Source organism: Methylobacterium sp. WL116 (assembly GCF_008039455.1).
Lineage (GTDB): Bacteria > Pseudomonadota > Alphaproteobacteria > Rhizobiales > Beijerinckiaceae > Methylobacterium.
Genome location: NZ_VRUV01000077.1, coordinates 1 through 13,230 on the forward strand (window position 1 = coordinate 1; position 13,230 = coordinate 13,230).

12 protein-coding genes are annotated in these 13,230 nt (G+C 71.1%); 4 read left to right on the forward strand and 8 right to left on the reverse strand.

Features of this window, described 5'->3' with window-relative positions:
* From FV223_RS08775 to FV223_RS08785, 3 genes are all read left to right on the forward strand, one after another.
* Positions 1-653: nucleotide-binding domain containing protein (locus FV223_RS08775; protein ID WP_281407441.1), on the forward strand; the 653-nt coding region annotated here is incomplete at its 5' end.
* On the forward strand, positions 650-1,657 hold the full coding sequence (gene pdxA / locus FV223_RS08780; RefSeq protein ID WP_147726469.1) for a 4-hydroxythreonine-4-phosphate dehydrogenase PdxA: 1,008 nt from the start codon (positions 650-652) through the stop codon (positions 1,655-1,657). The genes FV223_RS08775 and pdxA, both read left to right, overlap by 4 nt.
* 155 nt (positions 1,658-1,812) lie before the next feature.
* A complete protein-coding gene (locus FV223_RS08785) occupies positions 1,813-2,592 on the forward strand; it encodes a DeoR/GlpR family DNA-binding transcription regulator (protein WP_147726471.1) in 780 nt (259 codons plus the stop codon).
* A 19-nt stretch (positions 2,593-2,611) separates the two neighbouring features.
* Here FV223_RS08785 and FV223_RS08790 read toward each other — a convergent pair whose 3' ends face one another.
* From FV223_RS08790 to FV223_RS08820, 7 genes are all read right to left on the reverse strand, one after another.
* Positions 2,612-4,114: a TIGR00366 family protein gene (locus FV223_RS08790; RefSeq protein ID WP_244033301.1), complete on the reverse strand. Its 1,503-nt coding sequence runs from the start codon at positions 4,112-4,114 to the stop codon at positions 2,612-2,614.
* A 198-nt stretch (positions 4,115-4,312) separates the two neighbouring features.
* Positions 4,313-5,359 carry an alpha/beta hydrolase gene (locus FV223_RS08795; RefSeq protein WP_147726473.1) on the reverse strand — a complete coding sequence of 349 codons (1,047 nt, stop codon included), beginning with the start codon at positions 5,357-5,359 and terminating at the stop codon, positions 4,313-4,315.
* A gap of 26 nt (positions 5,360-5,385) precedes the next feature.
* Entirely contained in the window at positions 5,386-6,501 is a 1,116-nt protein-coding gene (gene ugpC, locus FV223_RS08800) for a sn-glycerol-3-phosphate ABC transporter ATP-binding protein UgpC (RefSeq protein ID WP_147726475.1), read from the reverse strand.
* Positions 6,501-7,322 carry a sn-glycerol-3-phosphate ABC transporter permease UgpE gene (ugpE, locus tag FV223_RS08805; protein WP_243932763.1) on the reverse strand — a complete coding sequence of 274 codons (822 nt, stop codon included), beginning with the start codon at positions 7,320-7,322 and terminating at the stop codon, positions 6,501-6,503. Before ugpE ends, ugpC begins: the two co-directional genes overlap by 1 nt.
* An 11-nt stretch (positions 7,323-7,333) precedes the next feature.
* The gene (locus tag FV223_RS08810) at positions 7,334-8,215 is read right to left on the reverse strand and encodes an ABC transporter permease subunit (protein ID WP_147726478.1); all 882 of its coding nucleotides are present in this window, start codon (positions 8,213-8,215) and stop codon (positions 7,334-7,336) included.
* A 30-nt stretch (positions 8,216-8,245) separates the two neighbouring features.
* Complete coding sequence (gene ugpB, locus FV223_RS08815) at positions 8,246-9,589, reverse strand: sn-glycerol-3-phosphate ABC transporter substrate-binding protein UgpB (RefSeq protein ID WP_147726480.1); 1,344 nt, start codon at positions 9,587-9,589, stop codon at positions 8,246-8,248.
* Between the two features lie 364 nt (positions 9,590-9,953).
* On the reverse strand, positions 9,954-11,390 hold the full coding sequence (locus tag FV223_RS08820; RefSeq protein ID WP_147726482.1) for a carotenoid oxygenase family protein: 1,437 nt from the start codon (positions 11,388-11,390) through the stop codon (positions 9,954-9,956).
* Positions 11,391-11,553: 163 nt separating this feature from the next.
* Between FV223_RS08820 and FV223_RS08825 the strand changes: the two genes are divergently transcribed.
* Positions 11,554-12,780, forward strand: a complete 1,227-nt coding sequence (locus FV223_RS08825; protein WP_187276095.1) for a lytic murein transglycosylase — start codon at positions 11,554-11,556, stop codon at positions 12,778-12,780.
* 89 nt (positions 12,781-12,869) lie between these two features.
* Here the strand turns inward: FV223_RS08825 and FV223_RS08830 are convergent, their stop codons facing one another.
* On the reverse strand, positions 12,870-13,142 hold the full coding sequence (locus tag FV223_RS08830; protein ID WP_187276096.1) for a hypothetical protein: 273 nt from the start codon (positions 13,140-13,142) through the stop codon (positions 12,870-12,872).
* Positions 13,143-13,230: the final 88 nt, after the last annotated feature.

The window sequence follows — 13,230 nt, forward strand, 5'->3', positions numbered from 1 at the left end:
CCGAGGGCCTGCGCATCGCCGCCGCGGGCCCGTCGGGCGGGCTGGCGCCGTTCTTCGTCGGCAGCGCCGGCCTCGCCCACGCCCTCGCAGCGGTCGAGGCGAGACCGGCGCTTGCGCCCTTGCGGATCGCGTCGCGCCGGGGCGGCAGCTTGATCGTGGTGGGATCGCTTGCGACGACCTCCCGGGCGGCCACCCGCAAGCTCGCGGCGCTCGACGGCGTCGTCCACCTGCCCGTTTCGTCCGAGACCCTTCTCGGCGATCCGGGCGAGTTGGCCGCTGCGGTCGCACGCGTCGCGATCGCGATCGCCGCCGGGCACGACGTCCTGGTCGAGATCGCGATGGCGGGCGTTCCCGACATGGCCCTCGGCCCTCGCCTCGTGCATGCCCTCGCCGACGCGCTCGCGCCGTTGGGCGCCGCGATCGGCGCGTTCGCGGCCACCGGGGGCGAGACCGCCTCCGCCCTCCTCTCGCGCTTCGGCGTCGACGGGATTCGACTCGTCGACGAGATCGAGCCCGGCGTGTCCCTCGGCCTCACGCTCGGCCGCCTCGCCATCCCCGTCGCGACGAAGGCGGGCGCCTTCGGCGACGCCGACAGCCTCATCCGCATCCGCGAGCGCTTGCGTGCGGTCCGCATCGAAGGAAGCTTCTCATGACACGTCCGACCATCGCCATCACCATGGGTGACCCGGCCGGCATCGGCCCCGAGATCATCATGAAGGCGCTTGCCCATGCCGAGGTCCAGGCCCTGTGCCGTCCGCTGGTCGTCGGCGATGCCGGGCGCCTGCGGCAGGCGGGCGAGATCGTCGGATCGCGGGTACCGGTCGATGCCCTGGCCGATGTCGGCGAGGCCGACTTCGACACGGGGGCGGTGCAATGCATCGACCTCAAGGTCGTCCCCGCCGACCTGCCGTTCGGGCAGGTGTCGCCGGTCGGCGGCGAGGCGGCCTACCGCTTCATCGCCAAGGCCGTCGAGCTGGTGCAGGCGGGCGAGGCCGGCGGGATCTGCACCGCGCCCCTGTCCAAGGAGGCGCTTCATGCCGCCGGCCACAAGTTCCCCGGTCATACCGAGATGCTGGCCCACCTGACCGGCACGCCGGAGGTCTCGATGATGCTGGTCTCGCCCAAGCTCCGGGTGATCCACGTCACGACCCATATCGGCCTCGTCGACGCGATCGCGAAGATCGAGCCCGGCTTGGTCGAGCGCGTAATCGCGCGGGGGCATGCGGTGCTGGTGAAGGCCGGCATCGCGAACCCGAAGATCGGCGTCTGCGCGATCAACCCGCACGCGGGCGAGAACGGCCTGTTCGGCCACGGCGAGGAGGCGGAGAAGATCACGCCGGCGGTCGAGGCCTGTCGGGCCCGGGGGTGGGACGTGCGCGGCCCGCTGCCGGCCGACACGCTGTTCTTCCTCGCCGGACGCGGCGATTACGACATGGTCGTCGCGATGTACCACGATCAGGGTCACGGCCCGATCAAGGTGCTCGGTCTCGAGGCCGGCGTGAACATCACCGTGGGCCTTCCCGTGATCCGCACCTCGGTCGACCACGGGACCGCCTTCGACATCGCCGGCAAGGGCGTCGCCGACGAGCGCAGCCTGATGGAGGCCCTACGACAGGCGGTCGACCTCGCGCCGAAGGCGGCACCGGCTTCCGCATAGCCAGCCGGCCCGACCTCCGGCATGATGCGCCCTCCCCTCGATCGGAGCGGAGGGCGGATCGGGCGAGCCCGTGCCGCGCCCGGATCCGCCGTCCCGAAGGGATCGTCCGGGTCGGATCGGGCGCACCGGATCATCTCGGTAGGGTCGTCGTCCTCATGTCGATGCGGAGCAAGGCGCGTCAGGCGCTGCTGCTGGAGGCGCTGAAGCTCGGCGAGATCGACGTCGACGACGTCGCCGCCCGCCTGGACGTCTCCGCCTCCACGGTCCGGCGCGATCTCCAGGTCCTCTCCGCCACCCGGGCCGTCCGCCGGACCTACGGCGGCGCGATCCTCGCCGGCCACCCGGTCGAGACGACCTTGGCCGAGCGGATGGCCGTGAACGGGCCCGAGAAGCTCGCCATCGCCCGCAAGGCGATCACGCTGGTCGAGGACGGCGACACGCTGATCCTCGATGCCGGCTCCACGGTCGCCGCATTCGGGCAGCTCCTCGCCAAGCGCCGCCTGCGCATCGTCACCAACAACCTCGCCCTGCTCCCCGCCCTCGCCGAGGCGCCGGGGATCGAGCTCGTGGTCCTGGGAGGCGCCTTGCGGGCCACCAGCATGAGCACGGTCGGCCCCCTCGCCGTCGAGGCGCTTCGCCTCATGACCGCGGATCACGTCGTCCTCAGCGCCGACGGGGTGGTGGCGGGGCGCGGCCTCTGCGAGGCGAGCCTCGATCAGGTGGCGCTCAAATCCCTGATGATGCGCCAGGCGAACGGGGTGATCGTGCTCGCCGACGCGAGCAAGCTCGGCCGGGCCGAGCAGAACGCCTGGGCGGCTCTCCCGCAACGCTGGACGCTGGTCACGAATTCGGACGCGCCGAAGGATCAGATGCGGCGTCTCGCGGATGCCGGCGCCGCCGTCCTCGTCGGCCAAGGCGCATCGCGCAAGATCTGACCCTCCCGCCGCCTCGCCCTCACGGCATGACGGGCGGATGGTAGGTCAACGTGAAGGCCAGGGCCCAGAGCAGGAACAGCACCAGCGGCAGGTGCACGATGAGCTGGAGGAAGCTGAAGCCGACGATGTCCCGGGCCTTCAGGCCGATGATGCCGACCAGCGGCAGCATCCAGAACGGGTTGATCAGGTTCGGCAGCGCCTCGGCGGCGTTGTAGATCATCACCGCCCAGCCGAGGTGGACCTTCAGCTCGTTGGCCGCCTGGAGCACGTAAGGCGCCTCGAGCAGCCACTTACCGCCGCCCGAGGGCACGAAGAAGCCGAGGATCGCCGAGTAGACGCCCATCGTCAGCGGGAAGGTGCCGGCGGTGTTGAGGTTGACGAAGGCATGGGTGATCGCATCGGACGCCGAGGCGCCGGCCGCGTTCTTCGGCACGGTCAGCATCCCGCTGATCGCCGCGTAGAGCGGATACTGGATCAGGATGCCCGCGATCGCCGGCACCGACTTCGAGACGGCCACGAGGAAGCGCTTCGGCCGCCAGTGCAGCAGCAGGCCCAGGGTGAGGAACAGCAGGTTGTAGGTGTTGAGGTTCGAGATCGCGACGATCCACGACTGACGGGCGAATTCCTGCACGATCCAGCCGCCGGCGATCACCACGAGGAGAATCGTTAGGAGCGGCGAATGCTCCAGCCACTCCCCGGGCTGGCGCGGCGGCGGGATGTCGGTCGACTCGCGGCTCACGTCGACGCCCAGGGTCTCGGCGGTGACGGCCGTCGCCCCGCGCGGCGCCGAGGCGTAGGCGATCGCCACCGAGACGACGAACAGGATCGCCGCGATCAGCATCGACTGCCACAGGAAGATGGTCTCGCTGAACGGGATCACGCCGGAGATCGCGAGCAGGCTCTTGGTCAGGCTCGCAGGGTTGGCCTGGAGCTGCGCCGCCGAGGAGCTGAGACCGAGCGCCCAGGTCGCGCCGAGCCCGAGATAGGCCGCCGCGCCCGCGGCCCGGTAATCCATCCGGAGGTCCGTCCGCCGGGCGAGCGCTCGGACCAGCAGGCCGCCGAAGATCAGGCTGAGGCCCCAGCTGAGGAACGACGAGAGCATCGTCGCGCCCGCCACGAAGCCGACCGCCCCGCGCCCGGTCCGGGGCACCTGCGCCATGCGCTCGATCAGCGCCCGCACCGGCGGCGAGACCGCCACGACGTAGCCGCCGATGGTGACGAAGGCCATCTGCATGGTGAAGGGGATCAGGCTCCAGAACCCGTCCCCGAAGCTCTTGGCGACGGACGCCGCCGGCGCGCCGTTGGCCAGGACGCCGAGGGCGACGACGACGACCGCGATGGCGACGAAGATGAAGGCGTCCGGAAACCAGCGCTCCGCCCAGGCGGTGAATCGGATGCCGAGGCGCTCGAGCGTCCCGGCCGCCGGGGCGGTTCCGGGATCCGTTGCCGGCACGGGCTTGGAGGGCACAGGCTTGGAGGGGCGGGGCTTGGACGGGGCCGGATCAACGGGCGCGATCGCCATGGATGTCCTCTGGGCTTCGGCTCTTCGCGGCAGGAGCCGCATGGATGACACGCCCTCGCTCGACCTCGAAGGCGTGCCCCGATCAAGATCGTGACAGGCGGCCGCGATCGTGGAGGCGGCCGGTTCGTTTGCGGCCCGCCGCATCCCCGCAGGCCACGTCGCCCGCGGCCTGTCGCGGGCGACGTGGCGGCCCCTGGTTCAGCGCGCCAGATGCCGGTCGAGGAAGGACGCGATCTCTTCGAACGCCTCCTTCACCTCCGGCACGCGATCGTCCCGGTAGAACTGCGCGTGCGACTGCCCCTCGAAGACCTGGAGCGCGGCCTCGACCCCGGCCTGCCGAAGCTTGCGGTGCATCCGGACGGTGTTCGAGAGGAGGAGGTCGCGCGTGCCCGTCGTCAGGATCGTCGGCGGGAATCCGCGCACGTCTCCATTGATCGGCGAAAGCAGGGGATCGGTGAGATCGTGCCCCGCGGCGTAGAATTTCGTGGCCGCGTCGCAGAATCCCGCCGGCGAGACCAGCACGTTGTCCACCCTCGCGTTGGTCTGGAACGAGTCGCCGCGTTGCGTCGCGTCCGACATCGGCGTGCCGGGTACGATGGCCCCGGGCAGCGGCAGGCCTTCCGCCTTGGCCCGCAGCATCATCGCGAGGGTCAACGCGCCGCCGGCCGAGCTTCCGAAGACCGCGATCCGGTCGGGGGCGGTGGTCCGAAGCACGGCCTTGTAGACCGTCATGCCGTCGTCGAGCGCCGCCGGAAAGAACGCCTCCGGCGGCATCCGGTAGTCGACCGCGATCACTTTCATCCGGCCGAAGCCGGCCAGCAGCATGGCCTCCGGCAGGGCGGCCTCGCGGGGGTTGAGGACGTAGCAGCCGCCGTGGACGTGGATCGCGATCCGCTCCCGGTTCGCGGCGGGGATGTCGGTCGGGGTGATCGTGTACGCCCGCACGCCGTCGATCGTCGTCGGCGCCACGGTCACCCGCAGGCGCTCGGACATCGGCCCGATCTGCGGGGCGGCAAGCGTCGCGAAGCCGTCCGAGAGCTGCTTCCAGCCGTCCGGCGTCGTCGGCGGCTTGTCCCAGTTCGTCCGCAGCGGCTGGGCGATGATCGCCTGCAGGGCCGGGCTCACGGTGCCCGGTACAGGAATCGTCTTGGCCGGCACCTCGCGCGGTGGGAGCGGCGCCGCCTGCGCCCACGCCGCGGACGGGCCCGCGAGGCAGGCGAGGAGGATGGCGGTCACGAAGCGCATGTGGTGCGTCCTCCGATGGAACACAGTCAGGCCCCCGCATCCGCACGCGAGCCGGCTTCCCTCACGCGCGAGGATGCGAGGGCCGGCTCGATCCGCAAGCCGGTCGCCTCGTCGAAGACGTGGATGTGGGCTGCGGGAAACGACACCCGGATGGCGTCGCCCACGGGCGCGCCGTTGGCGATCTTGAGCGTGAGCGACGCCCCGCCCGGGCGTCCGGCATGCACCAGCATCTCGGACCCGAGCAGCTCCACGACCTCGACCGGCCAGGTCATGCCCAATGCGTCGAGCACGACATGCTCCGGCCGGATGCCCAGCACCACCCGGTGGCCGTCGGGCCGGTCGAACCGCCAGGCCCCGAGCGCGACGTCCGCGTCCGCCACGCGTACCGACGTCCCGTCGCGACCGAGGGTGCCGGGAAGCAGGTTCATCGCTGGCGAGCCGATGAAGCCCGCGACGTAGGTGTCGGCCGGGCGCTCGAACACCTCCGTCGGCGTCGCCAGCTGCACCGGCACGCCCTGGTGCATCACGAGCAGCCGGTCCCCGAGCGTCATCGCCTCGACCTGATCATGCGTGACGTAGAGGCTCGTCACCTTCAGCCGGCGCTGGAGGCGGCGGATCTCGCCGCGCATCTGCACCCTGAGCTTCGCGTCGAGGTTCGACAGCGGCTCGTCGAACAGGAACAGCTTCGGGTCGCGGACGATGGCGCGCCCCATGGCGACCCGCTGGCGCTGGCCGCCGGACAGCTGGCGCGGCTTGCGCTCGAGCAGCGCCTCCAGGCCCAGGAGGGCCGAGGCGGCATCGACCTTAGCCCGGATCTCGGAGCGGGGAAGGCCGCGGATCTTCAGCGCGTAGGCCATGTTCTCGAACACGCTCATGTGCGGGTACAGGGCGTAGTTCTGGAACACCATGGCGATGTCGCGCGCCGACGGGTCGAGGCCGGTGACGTCGCGCCCGTCAATCAGGACGCGCCCGGCGGACGGCGTCTCGAGCCCCGCCACGATGCGCAGGAGGGTGGATTTCCCGCAGCCCGACGCGCCGACGATGACCAGCATCTCGCCGTCCGCCAGGGCGAGGTCGACGCCCTTCAGGATCTCGTTGTTGCCGAAGCGCTTGCGCAGGCCGTCGAGTTTCAGGCCCGCCATCACTTGTCGCCCTCCGTCAGGCCCTTCACGAACCAGCGCTGCATGAGGAGCACCACCGCGACCGGCGGGACCAGCGCCAGCACCGCCGTCGCCATGACCTTGTTCCATTCGGTGGCGGTGTCGACGCCGACCATCTTGACGATGCTGATGACCACCGTGTCGAGCTTCGGATCGGTCGCGACCAGGAGCGGCCACAGGTACTGGTTCCACCCGTAGACGAACAGGATGACGAACAAGGCCGCGATGTTGGCGCCCGAGACCGGGATCAGGATGTCCCGCAGGAAGCGCAGGGGCCCGGCCCCGTCCATGCGCGCCGCCTCCACGAGCTCGTCCGGAACCGCGAGGAACGTCTGCCGGAACAGCAGCGTCGCCGTGGCGGAGGCGACGAGGGGGATCGTCAGCCCCGTGAAGCTGTTGATGAGGTCGAGGGAGGCCATGACCTGGAAGGTCGGGATCAGCCGCACCTCGACCGGCAGCATCAGCGTCAGAAAGATCAGCCAGAAGGCGGTCATGCGGAAGGGAAAGCGGAAGAAGGTGACCGCATAGGCCGAGGGCAGCGACAGGGCGATCTTTCCGAACGCGATCGCCAGCGCCATCGCGGCCGAGACGAGCAGCGAGCGCCAGACCGGCCCGGCCCCCGCCGAGCCGTTCACCAGCACGTCGCGGTAGACGCCGAGGCCGGAGAGGCGCGGGACGAGCGAGACCTCGCCACGGGCGATCGCGGCCGAATCCTGGGTCGAGCCCGCGACGGCGATCCAGATCGGCAGGGCGAAGAGCAGGATCGCCAGGATCAGCACGGCATGCGGGATCAGAGGGGGCATCCTCCGGCGCATCAGGCGGCGGCCTTTCGCCCGAGGAACCGGAACTGCAGGGCGCAGAGGACGATGACGCCGGCCATCAGCACCACGGATTGCGCGGAGGACGAGCCGACGTTCGCGTTGACGACGCCGTCGAGGTACACCTTGAGGACGAGCGTCTGGGTCGACTGGCCCGGCCCTCCGCCGTTCACCGCGTAGACGGTCGCGAAGGTGTCGAAGGCCGCGTAGACGAGGTCGACCACGAGCAGGAAGTAGACCGTCGGCATCAGCAGCGGCAGGACGATGGTGCGGAACCGGCGGACGCCGCGGGCGCCGTCGATGCGGGCCGCCTCGATGATCGTCTTCGGGATGGCCTGGAGGCCCGCCAGGAAGAAGATGAAGTTGTAGCTGACCTGCTTCCACGCGGCGGCCAGGATTACGAGCCCCATGGCCTGCGTGCCGTCAAGCTTGTAGTCCCAGGCGATCCCGATCCGGTTCAGCCACGCCCCGACGAGACCGATCTGCGGGTGGAACATCAGCACCCACAGCACGGCCGCCATGGCCGGCGCCACCGCGTAGGGCCAGATCAGCATCGTGCGGTAGAAGGCGCGCCCCCGAATCTCGGTATCGGCCAGGACCGCGAGCCCGAGCGCCACGCCCATCGCGATCCCGGTCACGCAGGCGCAGAACACCAGCGTCCGCCCGATCGCGGCGAGGTAGAGCGGATCGCCGAACAGGTCGACGAAGTTGTCGAGACCGACGAATTCCGTGCTGGTGCCGAAGGCGTCCTCGCGCTCCAGGCTCGATTTGATCGCCTGGATGGCCGGCCACAGGAAGAAGACGCCGGTCAGCACCAGTTGCGGCAGGATCAGCAGCGCCGGGAGCACCCGGCCCGGGAACAGCGTCCGTCGTTCCATCTCACGCGTGCCTTCCGCCGGTCCGCCGCGTCAGCCGCGCGCGGATTTCTGGAAGTCGCGCAGGACGCGGTTCCCGCGCGCGGCGGCGGCGTCCATCGCCGATTGCGCCGTCTGCTGGCCCTGGAGCGCCTTCTCGATCTCCTCGTAAAGGATCGCGCGGATCTCCGGCAGGCGGCCGAGGCGCAGGCCGCGCGAGTTCGGGGTCAGCTCCCCGCGGGAGAGCTGCCGCGCCGGCACGTCGGTGCCGGGATTTTTGTCGAAGTAGCCCGCCTGCTTCGTGGCCGCGTAGCCCGCGAGCGTCACCGGAACGTAGCCGGTGTTCTGGGCGTAGAGGGCAACCTGCTCGGGCTTCGCGATGAAAGCGTAGAAGGCCGCGACGCCCTTGTATTCGGCCTCGCTGCGCTTCGGCGCCGTCATCGCCCACAGGCTGGCGCCGCCGATGATGGAGTTGTTCGGGCGCGGATTCAGCGCCGGCTCGGTCGGCAGGAAGGCCTCGGCGTAACGGAACTTGGCGTTCTTGACGATGTCGGCACGGCCCGAGGACGAGCCGAAGCCGATCGCGGCCTGCCCGGAATAGAAGACCGCATCGGGCGCGCCGTCGCGGCCAGCGTACTTGAAGGCGCCGTCCTTCGACAGGTCCAGGAAGCGCTGGAGCTGGTCGACGAACGGCTTGGTGTTGATGAGCAGTTCCGCGCCGAGGCCGTCGTAGCCGTCGTTCTCGGTGGCGTAGGCGAGGTTCTGGATCGCGGCGTATTCCTCGAACTGGATCCAGGTCATCCAGGCGGAGGTGCTGGCGATGGGCGTGGCCGCCTTGGAGGCGAGGGTGCGGGCCGCCTTGGCGAAGTCGTCGTAGGTGGCCGGCGGCGCGTCCGGGTCGAGCCCCGCCTTCTCGAAGGCGTCGCGGTTGTACCACATGACCGCCGTCGAGGAGTTGAAGGGCATCGAGGCGAGCTTGCCGTCGGCCAAGCTGTAGTATCCCCGCACGCCTGGGATGTAGGCCTTGGGATCGAGTGCGAGCCCGGTCTCCTCCGCCAGCTTCCAGGCCGGCTTGATGGCGGCGCCAGCCTGCAGCATCGTGCCCGTGCCGACCTCGAAGATCTGGACGACGTGCGGCGCCCTGCCGGCGCGGTAGGCCGCGATCGTCGCCGTCAGCGTCTCGGGATAGGTGCCCTTGAACACCGCCTCGAGGGTGACATCGGACTGGCTCGCGTTGAAGTCGCGCGTCAGCCGCTCGACCTCCTCGCCGTTCGCGCCCGACATCGCATGCCAGAGCACGATGCGCGTCCTGTCGCCGGCGGAGACGGAGGCCGACGGGCGAAGCGCAGCCCACGCGGCAAGACCGCCGACGCCGGCCAACAGGACGCGACGATCCATCCGAAACCCTCCCCGTCGGCGGAACCGCCCTGCCCGTTGTCCTCGGGCTTGAGATGCGATCCCGCGGCACCCGCACCGGACGGCGCGACGCTCATGCCTTCATCATGCACGGACCGACCAGCGGAATAAAGCGCCACGCCGTGCGGTCCCGCGATTTGGCTTCAGGCGTCGGAGGAGCCATCTCCGCTTCGCGCGCCTCGTGGTCGTTTTGCCGGCTTCGCCGCCCCGCCGGAGGCGCCGTCGGCTCGCCTTGCATCGCAGCACTCGCTTACGGCGTTCGATGGCTTTCGCCGCTGTATGCGGCTGGAGCGCGATCACGCCCTCGGGCATCGACGCGGTGATCGGGGTCAACCTCAGCGACCGTTCACGCCGGATCGCGCGCGGGAAACCAGTTGCCGTGGAAGCCCGGCGGGATCCGGTGCCCGAGGTGGATCGTGGCGACGGGCGGCGCCTCGAACGCGCGCGCATCGAGGACGACGAAGTCGGTCGTGTCGCGCGCCGTGTCGACGACGAGCCCGATCAGCCATCCCTCGTCCTCGCCGGCCTCCGGCCGCGCCGGCACGAAGACGAACTCCCCCGGGACGCGGCCGGTACCGAATTCGTGCACGCGCCGCGCCCCGCGCGCCAGATCGTGCTTGTAGATCTGCGTCGCGCCTTCGAGCTGCGTGTTGCCGTCGGCGGGGACCGAGACCGCGTAGACGTAGCGGTGGGGTCGCCCGAAGCGGCGCTCGTCGATCCGCGGAAACTCCTGCGCCGCCGGATCAACCACCCGCCGGTCGACCCGCCCCGTCGCGGGGTCGACGGTCCAGCGCTCCAGCCGGCCCGGCCTGTCGAGGCCGCCGCCTGCCGAGGCGAACACGCTCTCGTAGGCGACGACGTCGAGGACCACCCGCCCGTCCGCGTCGTCGTAGGCGTTGGCGACGTGGAACACGAAGCATGGATCGAGGGCGCACCATGTGATGTCGGCGGCCGTCCCGTGCCGGGGGAGCAGGCCGAGGCGCGCGCGGTGGGCAGGGTTCCAGCGGAACGGGAAGCGGTGGCCGGCCAGCACCGCCCGCATCGAGAAGGTAAGGGGCAGGTCCAGCACCACCGCGAAGCGCGCCGTGATCGCGCAATCGTGGATGCAGGGGCCGTGCTCGACCGGGATCGAGACGTCGCGCACGACGCGGCCGGCGGGCGAGACGACGACGTGGCGCACGCTGTCCCAGATCCGGCCGTCGTAGGCGATGGCATGCGTCTCGCCGGTCTCGGGGTCGCGGTGCGGATGCCCGGTGAAGGAGCCGGCCAGCGTCCCCTCGAACGGATCGTAAAGCTGCGTCTCCAGATCCTCGGACAGCGCGACCGGATAGCTGCCGGCCTCGACCAGGGCGAAGGCGCGGCCGCCGATCTCGACGACGTTGGTGTTGACGGTGTCGTCGCCCCGGCGCGGTCCGGGGGCGGCGGGCCGGCCGAACGCCGCCGAGGCCGCCCGCGAGCCGATCCAGCGGTTGCGGTACCACAGGGCCTTGCCGCCCGCGACGCGCAGGCCGTGCACCATGCCGTCGCCCAGGAACCAATCGTGGCCGCGCGTCGTCGGGCGGGCCGGGTTGGCGCCCATCTTGAGGTATCGCCCGTCGAGCCCCGATGGGATCGTCCCGGTCACGGGCAGGTCCCGCAGCGTCAGCTCCGCGCGCATCGGCGCGTGGACGCCGACCACGAAGGGGTGCGCCGTCCCCGGCAGGCGCAGCCGGTTGCCGGCCGCCACCAGCGCGACGAGACCCTCGGCGGCGGCGCGGACGGTCGACGTGAGACGGTTCGGCATCGGTCGAGGGGTTCCAAGAGCGGTGCGAGGACGAGAGCCGTGATGAACCGTGACGGATGCGCTGGGTCGCGACCGCACGCACGCCTTGAGCGGGATCGAGAACCGACATAGGGCCGAGAGGCTTCCTCCGGCAATGCGATCGCCGCCCCGACGCGGAGAACCGATGATGCGCCTCGCCCGCCTGCTCCGCGCCGCAGCCCTCCCGATAGCCCTGGCGACGGCCGGCCTGGCATCCTCGGAACCATCGTCGGAACCATCGCCCTGGGCCGACTGCCTGGGCAGGATCGCCGCCGACGCCCAGGCCCGCGGGGTGCCGCCGGCCTGGGCGGACGGGCAGCTCGTCGGCTTGACGCCCAACCCGGACGTGCAGGCGGCGACCCGCGGCCAAGCCGAGTTCGTCAAGCCGATCTGGGCCTACCTCGACGCCACGATCACCGAGGCGACCATCGCCGAAGGGCAGCGCAAGCTCGAGGAATGGGCCGCGGTCCTCGAGGCGATCGAGCGGCGCACCGGCGTCGACCGCTTCACCCTCGTGGCCTTCTGGGGCGTCGAGTCGGGCTACGGCAAAGTCCTCGACGACGCCGCGATCGTCCGTCCGGTGGTGCAATCGCTCGCGACGCTGGCCTGCGGCGATCCAAGCCGACCGAGCTACTGGCGCGACGAGCTCGTCGAGGCGCTTCGGATCCTCGCGCGAGGGGATGTGCCGCCCGCGCGCCTGACCGGCTCCTGGGCCGGCGCCATGGGGCATACCCAGTTCATGCCGAGCGTCTACCGCGCCCACGCCGTGGATTTCGACGGCGACGGCCGGCGCGACCTCTGGTCGGTGCCCGACGCGCTCGCTTCGACGGCGAACTACCTCGTCGCCATGGGCTGGCGCGGCAACGAGCCCTGGGGCACAGAAGCCGTGCTGGGAGAAAGCTTCGACTACGCGCTGGCGGACGAGGACACCCCGCGCAGCTTCGACGCTTGGCGCGCGCTCGGCGCGACGCCCGTCCCCGATCGCAAAGCGGACGGCGTCGCGCAGGCCACCCTCGTCGCCCCCGCGGGCGCGGGCGGCCCGGCCTTCCTGCTGCGGCCGAACTTCTCGGTGATCCTGCGCTACAACACGTCGCTGTCCTACGCGCTCACCGTCGCGCACCTGTCGGACCGCCTTCGCGGGCAGGCCGCTTTCGCCCGCGACTGGCCCCGTGGCGACCGCGCCCTGACCGAAGCCGAGCGCCGCGATCTTCAGACCCGCCTGGACGCGCACGGCCACACGGCCGGCGCCGTGGACGGCCGGATCGGTCCGAAGACGCGGGCCGCGATCCGCGCCTACCAGGCCTCGACCGGCCTCCGTCCGGACGGCTATGCCGACGTCACCCTGCTGGACCGGCTGCGGACGTCGCCCTGACGTCCGGCGCCGGCGGGCGTGGACGACGGTCCGTGTTCGCGCCGGCCCGCGATCGGATCACCGGGGCATCCCCCTCGCTGGAGCAGGCTCTAGGCGCGCAGGCGACGGGCCGCGCCCGGCGCCACGGCGGATGTCGGCTCCCTGGACCCGGCGCTCGCATGATCGGGCGACGTCCGGACGTCGCCCGCCTCCTGGACCATCGCCGCGGCAAGAAGGCGTGCGCGCTCGGCCCAGCGGTCCCGGTCCGCCCGCAGGGCCTCCATCTGGTCCTGGTGCAAGGCCAGCGCGACCTCAAGCGCGTCGATCTCCGTCCGAAGCTCGCTCGTCCGTTGCCGCTCGCGCGCCAGGGCGGTCTTGAGCACGGACAAGGCAGCGTCCGCCGCGCTGGCCTTGCACCAGGACCAGATGGAGGCCCTGCGGGCGGACCGGGACCGCTGGGCCGAGCGCGCA

What these genes read in the sequence shown, in the direction of transcription:
- pdxA (WP_147726469.1), top strand. Translation starts at nt 650, where the DNA reads ATGACACGTCCGACCATCGCCATCACCATGGGTGACCCGGCCGGCATC.
- FV223_RS08785 (WP_147726471.1), top strand. Translation starts at nt 1,813, where the DNA reads ATGTCGATGCGGAGCAAGGCGCGTCAGGCGCTGCTGCTGGAGGCGCTG.
- FV223_RS08790 (WP_244033301.1), bottom strand. Translation starts at nt 4,114, where the DNA reads ATGGCGATCGCGCCCGTTGATCCGGCCCCGTCCAAGCCCCGCCCCTCC.
- FV223_RS08795 (WP_147726473.1), bottom strand. Translation starts at nt 5,359, where the DNA reads ATGCGCTTCGTGACCGCCATCCTCCTCGCCTGCCTCGCGGGCCCGTCC.
- ugpC (WP_147726475.1), bottom strand. Translation starts at nt 6,501, where the DNA reads ATGGCGGGCCTGAAACTCGACGGCCTGCGCAAGCGCTTCGGCAACAAC.
- ugpE (WP_243932763.1), bottom strand. Translation starts at nt 7,322, where the DNA reads ATGCCCCCTCTGATCCCGCATGCCGTGCTGATCCTGGCGATCCTGCTC.
- FV223_RS08810 (WP_147726478.1), bottom strand. Translation starts at nt 8,215, where the DNA reads ATGGAACGACGGACGCTGTTCCCGGGCCGGGTGCTCCCGGCGCTGCTG.
- ugpB (WP_147726480.1), bottom strand. Translation starts at nt 9,589, where the DNA reads ATGGATCGTCGCGTCCTGTTGGCCGGCGTCGGCGGTCTTGCCGCGTGG.
- FV223_RS08820 (WP_147726482.1), bottom strand. Translation starts at nt 11,390, where the DNA reads ATGCCGAACCGTCTCACGTCGACCGTCCGCGCCGCCGCCGAGGGTCTC.
- FV223_RS08825 (WP_187276095.1), top strand. Translation starts at nt 11,554, where the DNA reads ATGATGCGCCTCGCCCGCCTGCTCCGCGCCGCAGCCCTCCCGATAGCC.